Source organism: Sphingobium sp. SA2, assembly GCF_032227065.1.
In the GTDB taxonomy this organism is placed as follows: domain Bacteria; phylum Pseudomonadota; class Alphaproteobacteria; order Sphingomonadales; family Sphingomonadaceae; genus Sphingobium.
Map to the genome: position 1 here is coordinate 900001 of NZ_JAPMXX010000006.1, position 15706 is coordinate 915706.

Sequence of the window (15706 nt, forward strand, 5' to 3'; positions counted from 1 at the left end):
GAGCACGTGAAACTCTGTCTGAACATGGGGGGACCACCCTCCAAGCCTAAATACTCGTACATGACCGATAGTGAACCAGTACCGTGAGGGAAAGGTGAAAAGCACCCCGATGAGGGGAGTGAAACAGTACCTGAAACCGGATGCCTACAAGCAGTGGGAGGGTCCTTGAGACCTGACCGCGTACCTCTTGCATAATGGGTCTGTGACTTAGTGTATCAAGCAAGCTTAAGCCGTTAGGTGTAGGCGCAGCGAAAGCGAGTCTGAATAGGGCGACTTCAGTTTGATGCATTAGACCCGAAACCCGGCGATCTATGCATGACCAGGTTGAAGGTGCGGTAACACGCACTGGAGGACCGAACCGTTCAATGTTGAAAAATTGTCGGATGAGTTGTGCTTAGGGGTGAAAGGCCAATCAAGCCGGGAAATAGCTGGTTCTCCGCGAAATCTATTGAGGTAGAGCGTCGGATGATTGCCGTTGGGGGTAGAGCACTGGATGGTTGCGGGGGTCGCGAGATCTACCAACACTAACCAAACTCCGAATACCAACGAGTCTAGTCCGGCAGACAGACGGCGGGTGCTAAGGTCCGTCGTCAAAAGGGAAACAGCCCTAACCTACAGCTAAGGTCCCCAAGTCATCACTAAGTGGGAAAGCATGTGGGATTTCCAAAACAACCAGGAGGTTGGCTTAGAAGCAGCCATCCTTTAAAGAAAGCGTAACAGCTCACTGGTCTAAATAAGAGATCCTGCGGCGAAGATGTAACGGGGCTAAAGTGATGCACCGAAGCTTAGGGTGTGATCGTTTACGATCACGCGGTAGCGGAGCGTTCCGTAGGCCGTTGAAGCGATCTGGTAATGGGTCGTGGAGGTATCGGAAGTGCGAATGCAGACATGAGTAGCGATTAACAGTGTGAGATGCACTGTCGCCGAAATTCCAAGGGTTCCTGCTTAAAGCTAATCTGAGCAGGGTAAGCCGGCCCCTAAGACGAGCCCGAAGGGGGTAGTCGATGGGAACCACGTTAATATTCGTGGGCCTGGAGGTGTGTGACGGATGGTGTAAATGGTCTGGGCTTATTGGATTGCTCCAGGCTGTGAAATCGTCCCAGGAAATAGCCCCTCCGTATAGACCGTACCCTAAACCGACACAGGTGGAATGGTAGAGTATACCAAGGCGTTTGAGAGAAGTATCCTGAAGGAACTCGGCAAATTGCCTCCGTACCTTCGGAAGAAGGAGGCCCCATATAAGCGCAAGCTCTTATGGGGGGCACAGGCCAGGGGGTAGCGACTGTTTAGCAAAAACACAGGGCTCTGCTAAGTCGGCTTCAAGACGACGTATAGGGCCTGACGCCTGCCCGGTGCCTGAAGGTTAAGAGGAGGTGTGCAAGCACTGAATTGAAGCCCAGGTAAACGGCGGCCGTAACTATAACGGTCCTAAGGTAGCGAAATTCCTTGTCGGGTAAGTTCCGACCTGCACGAATGGCGTAACGACTTCCCCACTGTCTCCAGGATATGCTCAGCGAAATTGAATTCTCCGTGAAGATGCGGAGTACCCGCGGTTAGACGGAAAGACCCCGTGCACCTTTACTGCAACTTCAGAGTGGCATTAGGAAAGAGCTGTGTAGCATAGGTGGGAGGCTTTGAAGCATCGACGCCAGTTGATGTGGAGCCATAGGTGAAATACCACCCTGCTGTTTTCTGATGTCTAACCTCGTACCGTTATCCGGTACAGGGACCCTCTGTGGTGGGTAGTTTGACTGGGGCGGTCGCCTCCTAAAGAGTAACGGAGGCGCGCGATGGTGGGCTCAGGACGGTTGGAAACCGTCTGTTAGAGTGCAATGGCATAAGCCCGCCTGACTGCGAGACTGACAAGTCGAGCAGAGACGAAAGTCGGTCATAGTGATCCGGTGGTCCCTCGTGGAAGGGCCATCGCTCAACGGATAAAAGGTACGCCGGGGATAACAGGCTGATGATTCCCAAGAGCTCATATCGACGGAATCGTTTGGCACCTCGATGTCGGCTCATCACATCCTGGGGCTGGAGCAGGTCCCAAGGGTTTGGCTGTTCGCCAATTAAAGTGGTACGTGAGCTGGGTTCAGAACGTCGCGAGACAGTTTGGTCCCTATCTGCCGTGGGCGTCGAAATTTGAGAGGAGTTGACCCTAGTACGAGAGGACCGGGTTGAACATACCTCTGGTGTACCAGTCGTTCCGCCAGGAGCGCAGCTGGGTAGCTATGTATGGACGGGATAACCGCTGAAAGCATCTAAGCGGGAAGCCTCCCTCGAGATAAGATTTCATCGAGCCGTCGTAGACCACGACGTTGATAGGCTGGATGTGGAAGTGGAGTAATCCATGAAGCTAACCAGTCCTAATTGCTCTGTTCGCGCTTAAACGGTTCATTCGTGAATCGCAGAGTCCCACCATCAATGACAGCACTGGCAACAGGTAGCTTGAATGAGATGGCGTGGTTCTTAAGCCAGCCAGAAATCACGACACACGCAAAACACCGTGCACGGTATCGATTATAAACCCTGATTTTGCGCCAGCTTCATTGCTTGGTGACCATAGCGTCTGTGACCCACCCGATCCCATCCCGAACTCGGCCGTGAAACCAGTCTGCGCCGATGGTACTATTGCTCAAGCACTGGAAGAGTAGGGCGTCGCCAGGCATTGAAGCTCGCGCAAAATCAGCAAAAACCCATTCACATTGTCAAAAAAGGCGGCCCCAAAGCCGCCTTTTTTGCGTTACCCCAAAACCATGGGGCAACCAGTGTCGCGGGATGGAGCAGCCCGGTAGCTCGTCAGGCTCATAACCTGAAGGTCGTAGGTTCAAATCCTACTCCCGCAACCACACCAACGCACACAATACGCCCGCCCCTCAAAGGCGGGCTTTTTGTCGTCCAAACCACCTCACAACCCCAAACCAATCACCGATAGCTGACGGCCGTAATCCCCCTCACCGAGATGGCACGACCGCCGATAGCTGAAAAAACGATCAGCCTGGCTGTACGTATCCTCATCGAGCAGTTCGACCCGACCAACGCCTGCCGCCGCCACGCGCGCCGCAACATAGGCCGCAATGTCGAACTGGAGATGCCCCGCACGCCCTTCCGAAAAGAAACGCTCGTTCGCCCCGTCCTCCGCCTCGAACCGCAGCGCAAAGGCATCGGTCACTTCATAGGACGCACGGCCAATGCACGGCCCGATCGCCGCAACGATCGCGCCCCTGCCCGCGCCCAACGCCTCCATCGCCGCAATCGTCCGGTCGGTTACGCCGCCAATGGCGCCCTTCCATCCGGCATGCGCGGCCCCCACGACTCCCGCGTCAGGATCGGCAAACAGCACTGGCACGCAATCCGCGGTCAATATGCCCAGCAACAGCCCAGGCCTGTCGGTCACAAGCGCATCGGCTGCAGGCCGAGCGTCATCTGCTACCCCCGCGTCAACCGTCACTACGTCCGCCGAATGAACCTGATGCACCGTCATCAGCGTCGATCCCGGCAGAACGGCGTCGCGCACGAGATCGCGATTGCGCCGCACCAGGGCAGGATCATCCTCGGACCCAAGCCCGACATTCGCGCCGGCATAGAGCCCGGTCGAACAGCCGCCGCGCCGACCAGCGAAGCCGTGCGGCATGTCTGCCAAACTCCGCGCCCGGATCAATTCAACCACGCTGTTCCCCTTATTCACTGCCGACATTCATGTCATCGCCACGCAACATACTTGCGCGGGACGATTTAGGCGATAGTCTCCCCTATCAGAGCATAGGGGGACGGGGCCACCGACCGCCCAGGCAAGATATCGATAAAAGGGTTTCATTGATGATATTCGGGCGGGTAAAATCTCTCGACGCCATATTGGCGACGGCCGAGAAGAAATCGCTGCATCGGTCGCTGGGTGCATTCCAGCTGACGATGTTGGGCATCGGCGCCGTGATCGGCACCGGCATTTTCGTGCTGACGGCCGAAGCCGCGCAAAAGGCGGGACCGGGCATGATGCTCAGCTTCGTCATCGCTGGTTTCGTCTGCGCCGTGGCAGCGCTCTGCTATGCCGAAATGGCCGCCATGGTGCCGGTCTCCGGTTCCGCCTACACCTATAGCTATGCTGTCATGGGCGAGTTGATCGCCTGGATGGTTGGTTGGGCCTTGATCCTCGAATATGCCGTTGCGGCAGGCGCAGTATCGGTGGGCTGGTCCGGCTATGTCGTCGGCCTGATCGAACATACATTCGCGATGGATATCCCCGATCTCCTGACGCGCGGGCCCTTTGATGGCGGCATGGTCAACCTGCCTGCCATGCTGATCGCTGGCCTCGTCACCTGGCTGCTGGTCATCGGCACCAAGGAAAGCGCGTCGGTCAATGCCGTTCTGGTGCTGATCAAGGTCGCCGCACTGACCCTGTTCATCGTCCTGGCTCTGCCGGTCATGAACATGGAAAAATTCACCCCATTCGCCCCGCTTGGCTTCTCCGGCATATCGGCGGCGGCCGCGTCGATCTTCTTCGCCTATGTCGGTTTCGACGCCGTCTCTACCGCCGCAGAAGAAACCAAGAACCCGCAGCGCAACATGCCGATCGGCCTGATCGGCTCGCTCGCCATCTGCACCATCTTCTACATGTTGGTCGCCGCTGGCGTCATCGGCACGGTGGGCGCGCAGCCCGTCACCGAAGCAGGCATTCCGATCGCCCAGGGCGGCATCGCCCTTGCGCCCGGATCGACCGCCCTGTCGCAGCAATGCGCCGCCCTGGCCGCCGCTGGCACGGAAGCGGTCACCTGCTCGAAGGAAGCGCTCGCCTGGACCTTGCGTGAAATCGGTTGGCCGCAAATCGGCAACCTGCTCGGCCTGGCCGCCGGCCTCGCTTTGCCGTCCGTCATCCTGATGATGATGTTCGGCCAGACCCGCATCTTCTTCGTCATGAGCCGTGACGGCCTCTTGCCTGGAATGTTCTCGAAGGTTCACCCGACCTACAAGACGCCCTATGTCATCACGATCATGACCGGTGTCTTCGTGGCGCTGTTCGCGGCCTTCTTCCCGGTCGGCATATTGGCGGACATCTCCAACTCCGGCACACTCTTCGCCTTCGCCGCCGTGTCGATCGCGGTGATGATGCTGCGCCGGACCGACCCCAATCGTGCCCGCCCGTTCCGCACCCCGGCGATCCTGTTCACGGCGCCGGTAGCAATCGCAGGCTGCATGTATCTGTTCTGGAGCCTGGGCGTCGAAACCAAGCTGATGTTCGTTGGCTGGGCCACCCTCGGCCTCATCGTCTATTTCGCCTATAGCCGCAGCCGCAGTCATGTCGGACGCGGTAATGATGGGGATGTGCCGGAGCATGATGCGGGCATCCCGCCCCAACCCGTGCCGCCGCTACCCGGCGCGCATACGCCGGGTGGGCAGGACGCCTGATCGACCAACGAAAAGGGGCGGGAAACCGCCCCTTTTTTTATGCCTGTCCGTCCATGTGCTGTTGGCTTCAAAGATTCAATGCAGCGCCTTGAACTCGATGTCGCGCAGGCTGCTCATATTGGGCCGCGTGAACATCTTGCCGCGCTCGGCCCAGACGACGATCAGGAAGGACAGGCTGCCGAACACCAGCAGGCCCAGCGTCAGCGGCAAGGTGGTACCATTGAACGCCTGGCCGACGATCGTGCCCAGCGCGCTCGACAAGGCCGTCGTGAGGAATGCCTGAAAGGAGGAAGCGATGCCCGCGCCCCTGGAGAAGGGCTCCATCGAAATGGCGCTGAAATTGGACGCGGTGAAGGCGACCGTCATCATCGTCATCGCCTGCAGCACCATGAAGGTGACCAAGGTTTCACGCCCCGCCCAGATCACGCCGCTATGCACGAGGGCGATCAGGATGAAGATGATCAGCGCGCCTTGGCTCAGCCGCCGGGCACCGAACCGCGACACCAGGCGGCTGTTGATCAGGCTACCAACCCCCATTGATCCGGCAATCAGCGCGAAACCGATAGGGAAAAAGCCCTGCGCATCGAAAATGTCGAAGAAAATCTGCTGCACCGACAGGATGAAGCCGATCAGCCCACCCATCACCACGCCGCTGGCCAGCATATAGCCGATCGAACTGCGCGTCCGCATCACGGTGCCGACCGTGGTCCATAGCGTGCGCGGCGTGATCCGCATCCGGTTATCGGGGTGCAGCGTTTCAGGCATGCGGATCAGCATCCACAACAGGATCAGGCTCGCCTGGATCGCCAGTGCCCAGAAGATCCAGCGCCATGGCGCAATCCACAAGATCGCCTGACCGAAACTCGGCGCCATCACCGGGATCAGCATGAACACCGCAAAGATCAACGACATGACCCGCGCCATGGCGTCGCCCTTGAACCGGTCGCGCACGATGCCGACGGTGACGACTCGACTGGCGCCTGCAAAAAAGCCAGCGCAGGTGCGGCCGATGAGCAGCATGGTGAAACTCGGTGCCACCGCGCACGCGATCGATGCCATGATGAACAGCGCCATCGACCATCCCAACACGCTTTTGCGCCCGAATCGGTCGGACAGGACGCCGAACAGCAGGGAGCCAAGGCCCAACCCCAGAAAATAGAGGCTGATGATCAATTGCCGGTCGTTGGGCTGCGGGATCGCCAGATCGAGACTGATCGCGGGCAAAGCGGGCAGCATCGGGTCGGTCGACAGCGCGTTCATCGCCATCAGGCACGCGCACAGCAGCACGAACTCGCGGAAACCGATCTGCTTTTCGCCCGGCGTTGCGGGCTGGGGGGACGATTGGGCCATGGCATGGCTATGGGGATGAAGGCCAAACGACGCCACCCCTTATCTGTCTCTTCCTGACGCTCGCCTCCGGCCGCATTAACCCTACTACGCCCGGTTCCTTGGGCCATTCGCAGGAAATCACGCCGTAGGCATTAACCATTTTTTATCGGATGCTGGTCCAACCTGCCCGCAATGAAAAACCGCAGGGTCGATCCATTGAATTAGCTGGGCAAGGGGAAGAACATTATGGGCAATAGTAGCAAGAGCGCGCAGTTTCTGATGGAAAGCCGCCTGTCGCACGCGACGAGCGGATCGGCAGAAGCCTGTTTCGATCTGGGTGTCGCCTATAGCTGCGGCACTGGCGGCATGCCGGTCGACCTTGTCGAAGCCCATAAATGGTTCAACCTGGCCGCCCTGCGCGGCAGCGAGGAAGGCCAATCGATGCGCGCCGAAATCGCCGAAGAAATGACCGCGCGCCAGATTGCCGAAGCGCAGCGTCAGGCCCGCGCCTGGATGGTGACGACGCAGATCGGCGTCGCCTGACCGCTATCCCTTCCTGAACGGCGTCCGCTCTGCCAGCCATTGGCGATCCTGCTGCACGCCCGCCCGCTCTGCGGCCAGAAAATCCGCGACCGCGCGGCGGAAACCGGCATTGGGGATATGATGGGCCGACCAAGTGGGTTCCGGCGCATAGCCCCGCGCCAGCTTGTGCCCGCCCTGCGCACCTGCCTCGACGCGCTTCAGGCCGCGCGCGATGGCGATGTCGATCGCCTGATAATAGCAAAGCTCGAAATGCAGGTTGGGCACATCCTCGCTGCACCCCCAATAGCGGCCATAGAGCGCATCGCCGCCGATCAGGTTGAGCGCGCCCGCAATCGCCCGCCCCTCGCGCAACGCCAGCACCAGCAGCACCTTGTCGGCCATCGTTTCGCTCAGCAGCGAGAAGAAGGATCGCGTGAGATAGGGCGTCCCCCATTTGCGCGCGCCGGTATCCTGATAGAAATCCCAGAATATGTCCCAATGGGCTTCGGTGAGCGCACCGCCGGTCAGATGGACGATCTCCAGCCCCGCGACCGCCCGCGCCCGCTCCTTGCGGATATTCTTGCGCTTCTCGCTCGACAGGTCGGCCAGGAAATCGCCGAAATCACCATAGCCGCGATTGGTCCAATGAAACTGGCTGTCTTCGCGAATCAACCACCCCGCCGCTTCGAACAGCGGCAGCTGATCGGCCTCCACAAAGGTCGCATGCGCCGACGACAGACTGTTGCGTTCCACCAGCGTCTTGATCCCCGCGATCAACGCCGGGGCAAAGGCCTCGTCGCGCAGCAGCAACCGGGGGCCGGGCACGGGCGAGAAAGGCGCGGCGATCTGGATCTTGGGATAATAGCGTCCACCGGCCCGCTCCCAGGCATCGGCCCAGCCATGGTCGAACACATATTCGCCCTGGCTATGGCTTTTGCCATAGGCTGGCACGGCGGCGGCGATCCGCCCATCCGGTCCATCGATCACCAGTGGCAGGGGCTGCCACCCGGTCCCTTCCCCCACGCTGCCCGATCGTTCCAGCGCGGTCAGGAAATCCCAACTGACGAAGGGGTTGGCCGATCCGGCGCAGGCATCCCATTGGTCGCGCGGCAATTCGGCGACGCCCGCGGCGATGCGCGCCACCCACTCAGTCACGGGGCGTCTCGAAGATGATCTGGTCGGCATGCCGCGCCGCGCGCGCCTGCTCATCGTCGCTGCGCACCGTCCAGGTCAGCACGGGCCGCCCTTTGGCGCGGGCGTGGCTGGCAAAGGGGGAGGGGAGGTCACGAATATCACAGGCGAGAAAGTCGGGTTTCCCCAACCAAAGTGCAAGGGCGCGAGCGATCTTGCCCCGTATCATTCCGTTGCCCTGCTCAGTCACGACCAATCCGCGCACCACCTGCGGCAAATATTGTCTGAACCAGCGCAGCACCAGGGGATTGAAGGACATGATCGCCAAGGGGGCGTCGGTCCATGCGGCTATATCGCGCGCAACAGCCGCGCAGAGCGGCGCAACGGTACGCCCCTGCACCTTGATCTCGACCAACAGCGGCACGCCACTGCCGCACCGCTTCAGCAACGCCGCTAATCGGGGGATGCCACCGCTATCGGGCAAGGCCATAGCATCCAGATCGGCCGCATCCCGCGCGCCCAGACATCCCGCCACGCCGGTCATCCGCGCCAGCATCGCATCATGAAAGACAAAGGCGACGCCATCCCGGCTCGCCCGGACATCGCATTCGATGCCGCACCCGGCGGCGATGGCGGCGTCAAACGCCGCCATGCCATTTTCGCTGATGCCCGCCCCGTGCAGCCCGCGATGGGCAAAGGGGCGGGCGGTCAGCCAGGACAGCCGATCAGGCCGCCCGGACAAGGACGATCGCGTCGATTTCCACGACTGCGCCGAGCGGCAGCACCGGCACGCCCACGGCGCTGCGTGCATGCTTGCCCGCGTCGCCGAACACATCGACCATCAGTTCGGACGCGCCATTGGCGACCTTGGGCTGATCCGTGAAGGACGGCGCGCTGCTGATGAAGGCACCGAGCTTCACGACCCGCTCGACCCGGTCGAGGCTGCCGAGCGCTGCCTTCATCTGGGCGATCAGGTTGAGGCCACAGATACGCGCCGCGGCGACACCATAGTCGAGGTCGCGATCCTCGCCCAGCCGTCCGGTCATCAGGCCGTCGGGTGCCAGCGAAATCTGCCCGGAAATATGCAACATGCCGCCCGCTTCCACGCTCGACACATAGGCGGCGACCGGGGTGGCGGCCTGGGGCAGGGTGATGCCGAGTTCGGCAAGGCGGGCGTCGATGCTCATGATAGGGCTCCATCAGTGGGGATAAGGGGAAGGGGGGCCGGACCCTGGGCCAGCCGGTCCATGATCCAGGCTTCGGCCGCGACCCAATTGTCGATCCGGGCATGGGCATGGGGGGCGTCGGGCACGTCGGCGGCGATATCCGGCTCGCCGACAAAGTGCAGCCGCCACACGTCGGGCGCATGGCGCGCGACCGATTCATGATGTTCGGCCAGGTCGTCGATGAACAGCGCGACGCTGGGCGCACGCGCCGCCACGATGCGGGCGAGCGGGCGACCTTTCGGCCCGTTATTCCAGTGGACCGGCATGTCCAGGCCATAGGCGGCGAGCTGTTCGACCCGCTGGCGGTGATGGCGTTCGCCGATATTGGTCAACACCTCGATGTCGGCGACTTGCGCCAGTCGCCCCAATGCCTCGACCGCGCCCGCGATCGGCGATTGCCGATGCATCTCCGTATCGAAAAAGGCGATCAGCAATTGCCAGACATGCTCGCGCTCCAGCACGACACCGCTATCCTTGTGGCGCAGCGCCTCTGCAAAGCCACGTTCGCGCATGTCGAAATCGACCGCATGGGTCTCATCCAGCCAGGCGCGCAGCGGCACGACCATGTGCAACAGCACCTCGTCGCAATCGGTGATTATCAGGGGGCGGGTCATCGGCTCAAAATCTCCTGCGCCGCGATCAGCGCGGCGGGTGTGGTGTCGATCGCCTGGGCACAGGCGATCAGGTCCGGCTCATGATTGGCCAGAAAGGCGAGGATGGCGCCCATGATCGCCGGATCGCCCACGCCCGCGCGCAAGGTTTCCACGTCGATCCCGGTCAGCGCCAGCAACCGGTCTGCTCGCGATTCCTCTGCCAGCGTCCAGCCCAGCGCCATCAGCGCCAGCGTCATCGCGTCGTTAACGCTATCCTGCTTGCCATTCGGTTGGTCGGGTCGCATGGGTGTTTCTCTGCGGGGAAGTGGTGCCGTTAGCGCGCTTGCCGTGGGGTGATCGGTAAAAATCGTGGGTGACTGGTGGCAAAGCGCGTGCTCGTTGTCGAGGACAACGAACTCAATCTCAAACTTTTTTGCGATCTGCTGCGGGCGCATGACTATGACGTGCTGCCGCTGCGCGACGGGCGCAACGTCCTGGCACAGGCGCAGGCCTTCCTCCCCGACCTCGTCATCACCGACATTCATTTGCCGCATGTCAGCGGTCTGGATCTGATCATTTCCCTGAAAGCCGACGCGCGCCTCGCCGCTGTGCCGATCATGGCGGTGACCGCCTATGCCGGAAAGGGCGACGAGGACCGGATTCGCGCGGCGGGCGCGCAGGCCTATGTGTCCAAGCCGATCTCGGTGCTGCGTTTCATCGCGCAGGTCAGCGCGCTATTGTAACAAACGGGTCCGACACGTCGCTGTTTTGTCACACAAATTTCATCACCGCTACTTCGTCACGCCCCCGACACGTCATCCTTCTCTGCCAATTCCCTGGGTCAAGGGCGCGGCCGCCGGCCGACAGCCTGTCACAGCACAGGGGTAAATTCCTAATGTCTCATCTGACTGACGAAGCGCGCGCGCCTTTCCGCGACGCGCAGCCGACCATCGCCATGGGCGACAACAGCCTGGAGGCGATCGTCGCCGCCAATCCGGCCCGCCGCACGATCCTCAAGAACGGCCTGATGGGCCTGTCGATCCTGCCGATGCTGGGCACGCTGGCGGCCTGCGGCGATGACGACAATGATTCGGCGACGCCAACCCCGACGCCCACCCCGACCCCAACGCCCACCCCGACCGACAGCTACGCCATCACCTTCGCGGGTGTTGCCGCCAATCAGAATGACACCGTCACGGTGCCCACGGGCTACACCGTCGACGTGCTGCTGAAGGCTGGCGATTCGGTCGAAACCGGCACCCCCTATTCGGGCAATTTCCCCACGCCTGCCGATGCCGAGAAATGGGCTGGCGGCAACCATGACGGCATGGAATATTTCGAACTGTCCGGCACCGATGCTAACGCAGGCGGCCTGCTGGCGCTGAACCACGAATATCCCGACTTCAACATCCTGATGGGCGGCAGCTATGATGCCGCGACCGCAACCGCTGACCAGAAGGCGCTCGCTCTGTCGGCCGTCGGTATTTCGGTCGTTGAAATCGCCAAGGGCAGCGACGGCAAATGGTCGGTCAAGGCAGGCTCGCGCTTCAACAAGCGCTACACCGGCAATGACCTTTACCGCGTGAGCGGTCCTGCGTCTGGTCTGCTGTCGGGTCAGGTCAAGGGCATGTTAAACAACTGCGCGTCGGGCCGCACCCCCTGGGCCACCTACCTGACCTGCGAAGAAACCACCGACAATTATCTTGATCCGACCCAGCCCGAAAATGACTATGGCTGGATCGTCGAAATCGATCCCTATCAGGAACTGGCCGCCCCAACGAAGCGCACCGCGCTTGGTCGTTTCAGCCATGAAAACACGGCCTATATGGCCAATAGCGACAGCCGCGTCGCCATCTACATGGGCGACGATTCGACGCCGGGCTGCATCTATAAATTCATCCCCGACCGCGCCTTTTCCACGGCCAACCGGGCCAACAATGTCGACCTGCTGGACAATGGCACGCTCTATGTCGCGCGCTTCAACGCCGACGGTTCGGGTGAATGGCGCGCGCTGACCTGGGGCCAGAACGGCCTGGTCGTCGGCGCGTCTGACCCTGGCGACGTCAGCCAGTTTGCTACTCCCCCGGCCCCATCCACCGTCAATTTCGCCAATCAGGCGCAGGTGCTGGTCAACTGCCAGTCGGCGGCGCGCGTTGCGGGCGGTACGGTCATGGATCGTCCCGAATGGATCACCGTTGCCCCCGACAACAGCGCCGTCTTCGTCACGCTGACCAACAATAGCCGCCGTGTCACCACCGATGCCGCCAATCCGCGCGCGACCAATCGCCACGGCCATATCGTCAAGTTCAAGGAAGAGGGCAATTCGCCGCTCGCCATGAAGTTCACCTGGGAAATCTTCCTGCTGGCGGGCAGCCCGACCCTGGCCGAGGCCAATCTGAAGGGCGACATCAACGGCGATCCCTTCTCCAGCCCCGACGGCCTGCGCATCGACCCCCAGGGTCGCTTGTGGGTACAGACCGACGCCAGCACCAGCAGTTCGACGACATCGGTCTTCGGCAACAACGCGATGTATTATGTCGATCAGACCACGAAGAAGTCGACCCGCTTCCTGGTGGGGCCAACCGGTTGCGAAATCACCGGCCTCGCCTACACGCCGGACCTCAAGACCTTCTTCGTGAACATCCAGCATCCGACCGGCAATTGGCCGGTGGCCGGGCAGCAGCCACGCTCCTCGACCATCGTCGTGCGCCGCACCGACGCTAAGCCCGTCGGCAACTAAGATCGGACAAGCCCCTTCCCCTTCGGGGGGAGGGGCTATCGTATATGAAACGGATCTCACTTTTCTTCGTCATGCTGAACTTGTTTCAGCATCCATCGTGCCCCAAAAGCGGCGGCTCGTGAGGAGAAATGGACCCTGAGCCGCAGGCCAGCGCAGCTAAACAAGTTCAGGGTGACGACTTTGGATAGGTTGGGTGCCATATGCGATAGCCGCTGCCCGTCGAGGGTAGGGGCTTTAGACTGGGGGCCTATCGATTACGCCTTCTCCACTCGCTCACCAAACCAAACAGCAAAAGGCCCGTTCCCCTAAGGGACGGGCCTTTTGCTGTGTCGAAAACCGATCAGGCGTGCGGACGAAAAGCCCGCGACGGCTTACTTGATCTTGGCTTCCTTGAACTCGACATGCTTACGCACGACGGGGTCATATTTCTTGAAGCTGAACTTCTCGGTCTTGGTGCGCGGGTTCTTCTTGGTGACGTAGAAGAAGCCGGTGTCAGCCGTGCTGACGAGGCGAATCTTGACAGTTGCTGGCTTGGCCATGGCCCAAAATCCCTGGTCGAATCATGTAAAAGAAAAAGCGTCCCCCCAAGCGTGTCGAGGAGGGCTGCCCCGTTTCAGCGCCCGCCCTTGGGGCAGATTCGGGTTGATGTCAAGGCTGGGCCATGATCATCGGCCGCCGTCATGCCGGTTTACGCGGCCTTAACCCCATAAGCGCATGATCGCCATCGGGGCAAGAAGAGGGAAGGCTTCCCATGCGACATGATCCGATGCTGGCCATATTGGCGGACCTGATGCGCCGGGTCGACGGGATTGCGGGCGAACGCGGCCATGTGTCCGTGGTGCGCCTGCATGACGAAGTCGACCAGATCCGGCATATCGCTCGCGCCTTTCACCTCGATGCAGTCGAAGGGCTGGCGGGCACGCTCGAGTCGGCCCTCTCACTCCATGGCCTCGGCCCGGTGGTGCTGTCCTATCTCGACCTGATGCGCGACGCGATCGCGACGGAGAGGCCGGTCGCCACCATGATGCCGCCCGTCGCCCGCGCCACGCCGCCTATCGCGCTACGCGCCTGACCGCGCGCCGCTGATGGACGCCCTGCTGCTCGCCCTTCTCGGCTGCCTGCTCGGCGAAATCGGCGACAAGAGCCAGTTGCTCATTCTCGCGCTCGCGACGCGCTATGACCGCAATGGCGCAGTCATCGCCGGAATCATCGTCGCCGCGACCGCCAATGCGCTGATCTCCGCCTTTGCCGGGGCCTGGATCGGCCCGATGCTGGGCGCGGATGCCCGGCTGCTCTTCCTCGCGCTGTCGGTCCTGTTCCTGGGCGCCGGGCTGCTCTGGCGGGTCAAGATGCCCGACACGCTCACCGGCTGGCCGACCGGCGCGTTCCTGACGACCGCGCTTGGCCTTTTCATTCTAGGGTTCGGCGATGGTCCGCAATTTCTCATCCTGGGCATCGCCACCCGCACGGGCGACCCGGCGCTGGCCGCCATCGGCGGCGCGATCGGCGTCATCGCGGCGCTGGTGCCCGTTGTGCTGCTACGCGACGGCCTGCTGGCGTCCATCCCCGTGCGCCTCATTCGCGGCGCGGGGGCGGCGATCCTGCTGCTGACCGGCGGCATCATGGCGATTACGGCGCTCGGCCTTCTCTGATCGCTTTCTTTCATAAGGCTGATCGCGTTTTTTGGTGGCACCTTCTGGAGCGCCGATCATTATATGTTCGAAACCATTTCGCGAAACAGGAGCACATCCATGACAGCCCCCGATCTCAAGACCCCGACCGACCTTAAGAGCAACGAGACCAAGTCCGTCGCGCAGGCGCTGAACGGTGCGCTCGCGGACAGCTATGCGCTCTACCTCAAGACCAAGAATTTCCACTGGCACGTCTCCGGCCCGCATTTCCGCGACTATCATCTGATGTTCGACGAGCAGGCCGCCGAAATCCTGGCCACGACCGACCTGATCGCCGAGCGCGTGCGCAAGACCGGCAATGTCACCCTGCGCTCGATCGGCGACATTTCCCGGCATCAGAGCCTCAAGGACAATGACACCGATTTCGTCAGCCCGGCCGACATGCTCAAGGAATTGCGCGACGACAATCTGGCGCTGGTCGAAGCCTTCCGCGTCGTGAAGGCAGCGGCGGCGGAGGCAGGTGACAATGCCACCGAAGGCGTTGTCGATGACTGGACCGACCAAGCCGAACAGCGCGCCTGGTTCCTGTTCGAAGCAGGCCGCGGCGCGTAATAGCAGGCATATCGAAGCGCGCACGGGGCATGTCCCCTGCGCGTTTCGCCCTTATTCTTCGGTAATCGGCGCGATCGCGACGATCTCGACCGCATCCGCCTTGCCGGCAAAATCGACCGTCTCGCCAACGCCCGCGTCCATCATCGCGCGCGCCAGCGGCGAGGAGAAACTGATCCGCCCCTCGGCAGGATCAGCCTCGTCATCGCCCACGATCATGACACTCTTGTCCCGCCCATTCAGCCGATAGGTCACACGGCACCCAAAGCCCACCGCTTCGCCATCAGCCACCGGCTGCAATTGCGCCGTCGCCCGCCTTGTCCGCCAATAGCGCAACAGCCGCTTATGCTTCTTGGCGGCCTCTTCCTCCATGGTGCCGGTATCGACCGCCTCCAGCGTCGCCGCCATCTCCTGCGTCAGCCGCAGCCCCCGCGCCGTCACCCAATTGGGGCCGGGCGGCAGCGGCAGCTCGAACTTGGGCTCCATATGCTCATCATCGCCCTCACGGCGAAAGGCGACGCTCAC

General features: G+C 61.6%; 16 protein-coding genes, 1 tRNA gene and 2 rRNA genes (1 of these 19 cut by a window edge). 10 read left to right on the plus strand and 9 right to left on the minus strand.

From position 1 onward, the window contains the following. The 3 genes from OVY48_RS11970 to OVY48_RS11980 form a co-directional block, all read left to right on the plus strand. Positions 1-2386, plus strand: a 23S ribosomal RNA gene (locus OVY48_RS11970) (it extends 410 nt beyond the left edge of the window). Between the two features lie 163 nt (positions 2387-2549). Further along, positions 2550-2664 (plus strand): 5S ribosomal RNA (rrf, locus tag OVY48_RS11975). A gap of 105 nt (positions 2665-2769) precedes the next feature. Continuing rightward, a tRNA-Met gene (locus tag OVY48_RS11980) sits at positions 2770-2846 on the plus strand. A gap of 59 nt (positions 2847-2905) precedes the next feature. Here OVY48_RS11980 and pgeF read toward each other — a convergent pair. After that, the gene (pgeF, locus tag OVY48_RS11985; protein ID WP_313923000.1) at positions 2906-3667 is read right to left on the minus strand and encodes a peptidoglycan editing factor PgeF; all 762 of its coding nucleotides are present in this window, start codon (positions 3665-3667) and stop codon (positions 2906-2908) included. 149 nt (positions 3668-3816) lie between these two features. Between pgeF and OVY48_RS11990 the strand changes: the two genes are divergently transcribed. Continuing rightward, positions 3817-5400 carry an amino acid permease gene (locus OVY48_RS11990; RefSeq protein ID WP_313923001.1) on the plus strand — a complete coding sequence of 528 codons (1584 nt, stop codon included), beginning with the start codon at positions 3817-3819 and terminating at the stop codon, positions 5398-5400. 75 nt (positions 5401-5475) lie between these two features. Here OVY48_RS11990 and OVY48_RS11995 read toward each other — a convergent pair whose 3' ends face one another. After that, the gene (locus OVY48_RS11995) at positions 5476-6750 is read right to left on the minus strand and encodes a multidrug effflux MFS transporter (RefSeq protein WP_313923002.1); all 1275 of its coding nucleotides are present in this window, start codon (positions 6748-6750) and stop codon (positions 5476-5478) included. A 225-nt stretch (positions 6751-6975) separates the two neighbouring features. Here OVY48_RS11995 and OVY48_RS12000 point away from each other — a divergent pair, with 225 nt between their 5' ends. Next, a complete protein-coding gene (locus tag OVY48_RS12000) occupies positions 6976-7272 on the plus strand; it encodes an SEL1-like repeat protein (protein WP_037477232.1) in 297 nt (98 codons plus the stop codon). 3 nt (positions 7273-7275) lie between these two features. Here OVY48_RS12000 and OVY48_RS12005 read toward each other — a convergent pair whose 3' ends face one another. From OVY48_RS12005 to OVY48_RS12025, 5 genes are read right to left on the minus strand one after another with little or no spacing between them, the layout of a single operon-like run. Continuing rightward, the gene (locus tag OVY48_RS12005) at positions 7276-8406 is read right to left on the minus strand and encodes a GNAT family N-acetyltransferase (RefSeq protein ID WP_313923003.1); all 1131 of its coding nucleotides are present in this window, start codon (positions 8404-8406) and stop codon (positions 7276-7278) included. Continuing rightward, positions 8399-9124, minus strand: a complete 726-nt coding sequence (locus OVY48_RS12010) for a glycerophosphodiester phosphodiesterase family protein (protein ID WP_313923004.1) — start codon at positions 9122-9124, stop codon at positions 8399-8401. The genes OVY48_RS12005 and OVY48_RS12010 overlap by 8 nt, the downstream gene beginning before the upstream one ends. After that, a complete protein-coding gene (locus tag OVY48_RS12015) occupies positions 9108-9569 on the minus strand; it encodes a RidA family protein (RefSeq protein WP_096062232.1) in 462 nt (153 codons plus the stop codon). The genes OVY48_RS12010 and OVY48_RS12015 overlap by 17 nt, the downstream gene beginning before the upstream one ends. Next, positions 9566-10222, minus strand: a complete 657-nt coding sequence (locus OVY48_RS12020; RefSeq protein WP_313923005.1) for an HAD family hydrolase — start codon at positions 10220-10222, stop codon at positions 9566-9568. The genes OVY48_RS12015 and OVY48_RS12020 overlap by 4 nt, the downstream gene beginning before the upstream one ends. Beyond that, a complete protein-coding gene (locus tag OVY48_RS12025; RefSeq protein WP_313923006.1) occupies positions 10219-10506 on the minus strand; it encodes a DUF3572 domain-containing protein in 288 nt (95 codons plus the stop codon). The genes OVY48_RS12020 and OVY48_RS12025 overlap by 4 nt, the downstream gene beginning before the upstream one ends. Positions 10507-10581: 75 nt before the next feature. On the opposite strand from OVY48_RS12025, the gene OVY48_RS12030 reads away from it, so the two are divergent. Continuing rightward, the gene (locus OVY48_RS12030; protein WP_313923007.1) at positions 10582-10944 is read left to right on the plus strand and encodes a response regulator; all 363 of its coding nucleotides are present in this window, start codon (positions 10582-10584) and stop codon (positions 10942-10944) included. Between the two features lie 152 nt (positions 10945-11096). Further along, positions 11097-12941, plus strand: coding sequence for a PhoX family phosphatase (locus OVY48_RS12035; protein ID WP_313923008.1), 1845 nt, complete (start codon positions 11097-11099; stop codon positions 12939-12941). Positions 12942-13312: 371 nt separating this feature from the next. Here OVY48_RS12035 and rpmG read toward each other — a convergent pair whose 3' ends face one another. Continuing rightward, complete coding sequence (gene rpmG / locus OVY48_RS12040; RefSeq protein WP_037472289.1) at positions 13313-13480, minus strand: 50S ribosomal protein L33; 168 nt, start codon at positions 13478-13480, stop codon at positions 13313-13315. Positions 13481-13692: 212 nt separating this feature from the next. Here rpmG and OVY48_RS12045 point away from each other — a divergent pair, with 212 nt between their 5' ends. The 3 genes from OVY48_RS12045 (at position 13693) to OVY48_RS12055 (ending at position 15184) form a co-directional block, all read left to right on the plus strand. Next, positions 13693-14013, plus strand: a complete 321-nt coding sequence (locus tag OVY48_RS12045) for a hypothetical protein (RefSeq protein ID WP_069065578.1) — start codon at positions 13693-13695, stop codon at positions 14011-14013. 13 nt (positions 14014-14026) lie between these two features. Continuing rightward, positions 14027-14593 carry a TMEM165/GDT1 family protein gene (locus OVY48_RS12050; RefSeq protein WP_313923009.1) on the plus strand — a complete coding sequence of 189 codons (567 nt, stop codon included), beginning with the start codon at positions 14027-14029 and terminating at the stop codon, positions 14591-14593. Positions 14594-14692: 99 nt separating this feature from the next. Further along, complete coding sequence (locus tag OVY48_RS12055; protein WP_313923011.1) at positions 14693-15184, plus strand: DNA starvation/stationary phase protection protein; 492 nt, start codon at positions 14693-14695, stop codon at positions 15182-15184. A 51-nt stretch (positions 15185-15235) separates the two neighbouring features. Here the strand turns inward: OVY48_RS12055 and OVY48_RS12060 are convergent, their stop codons facing one another. After that, the gene (locus tag OVY48_RS12060) at positions 15236-15706 is read right to left on the minus strand and encodes a GreA/GreB family elongation factor (protein WP_313923012.1); all 471 of its coding nucleotides are present in this window, start codon (positions 15704-15706) and stop codon (positions 15236-15238) included.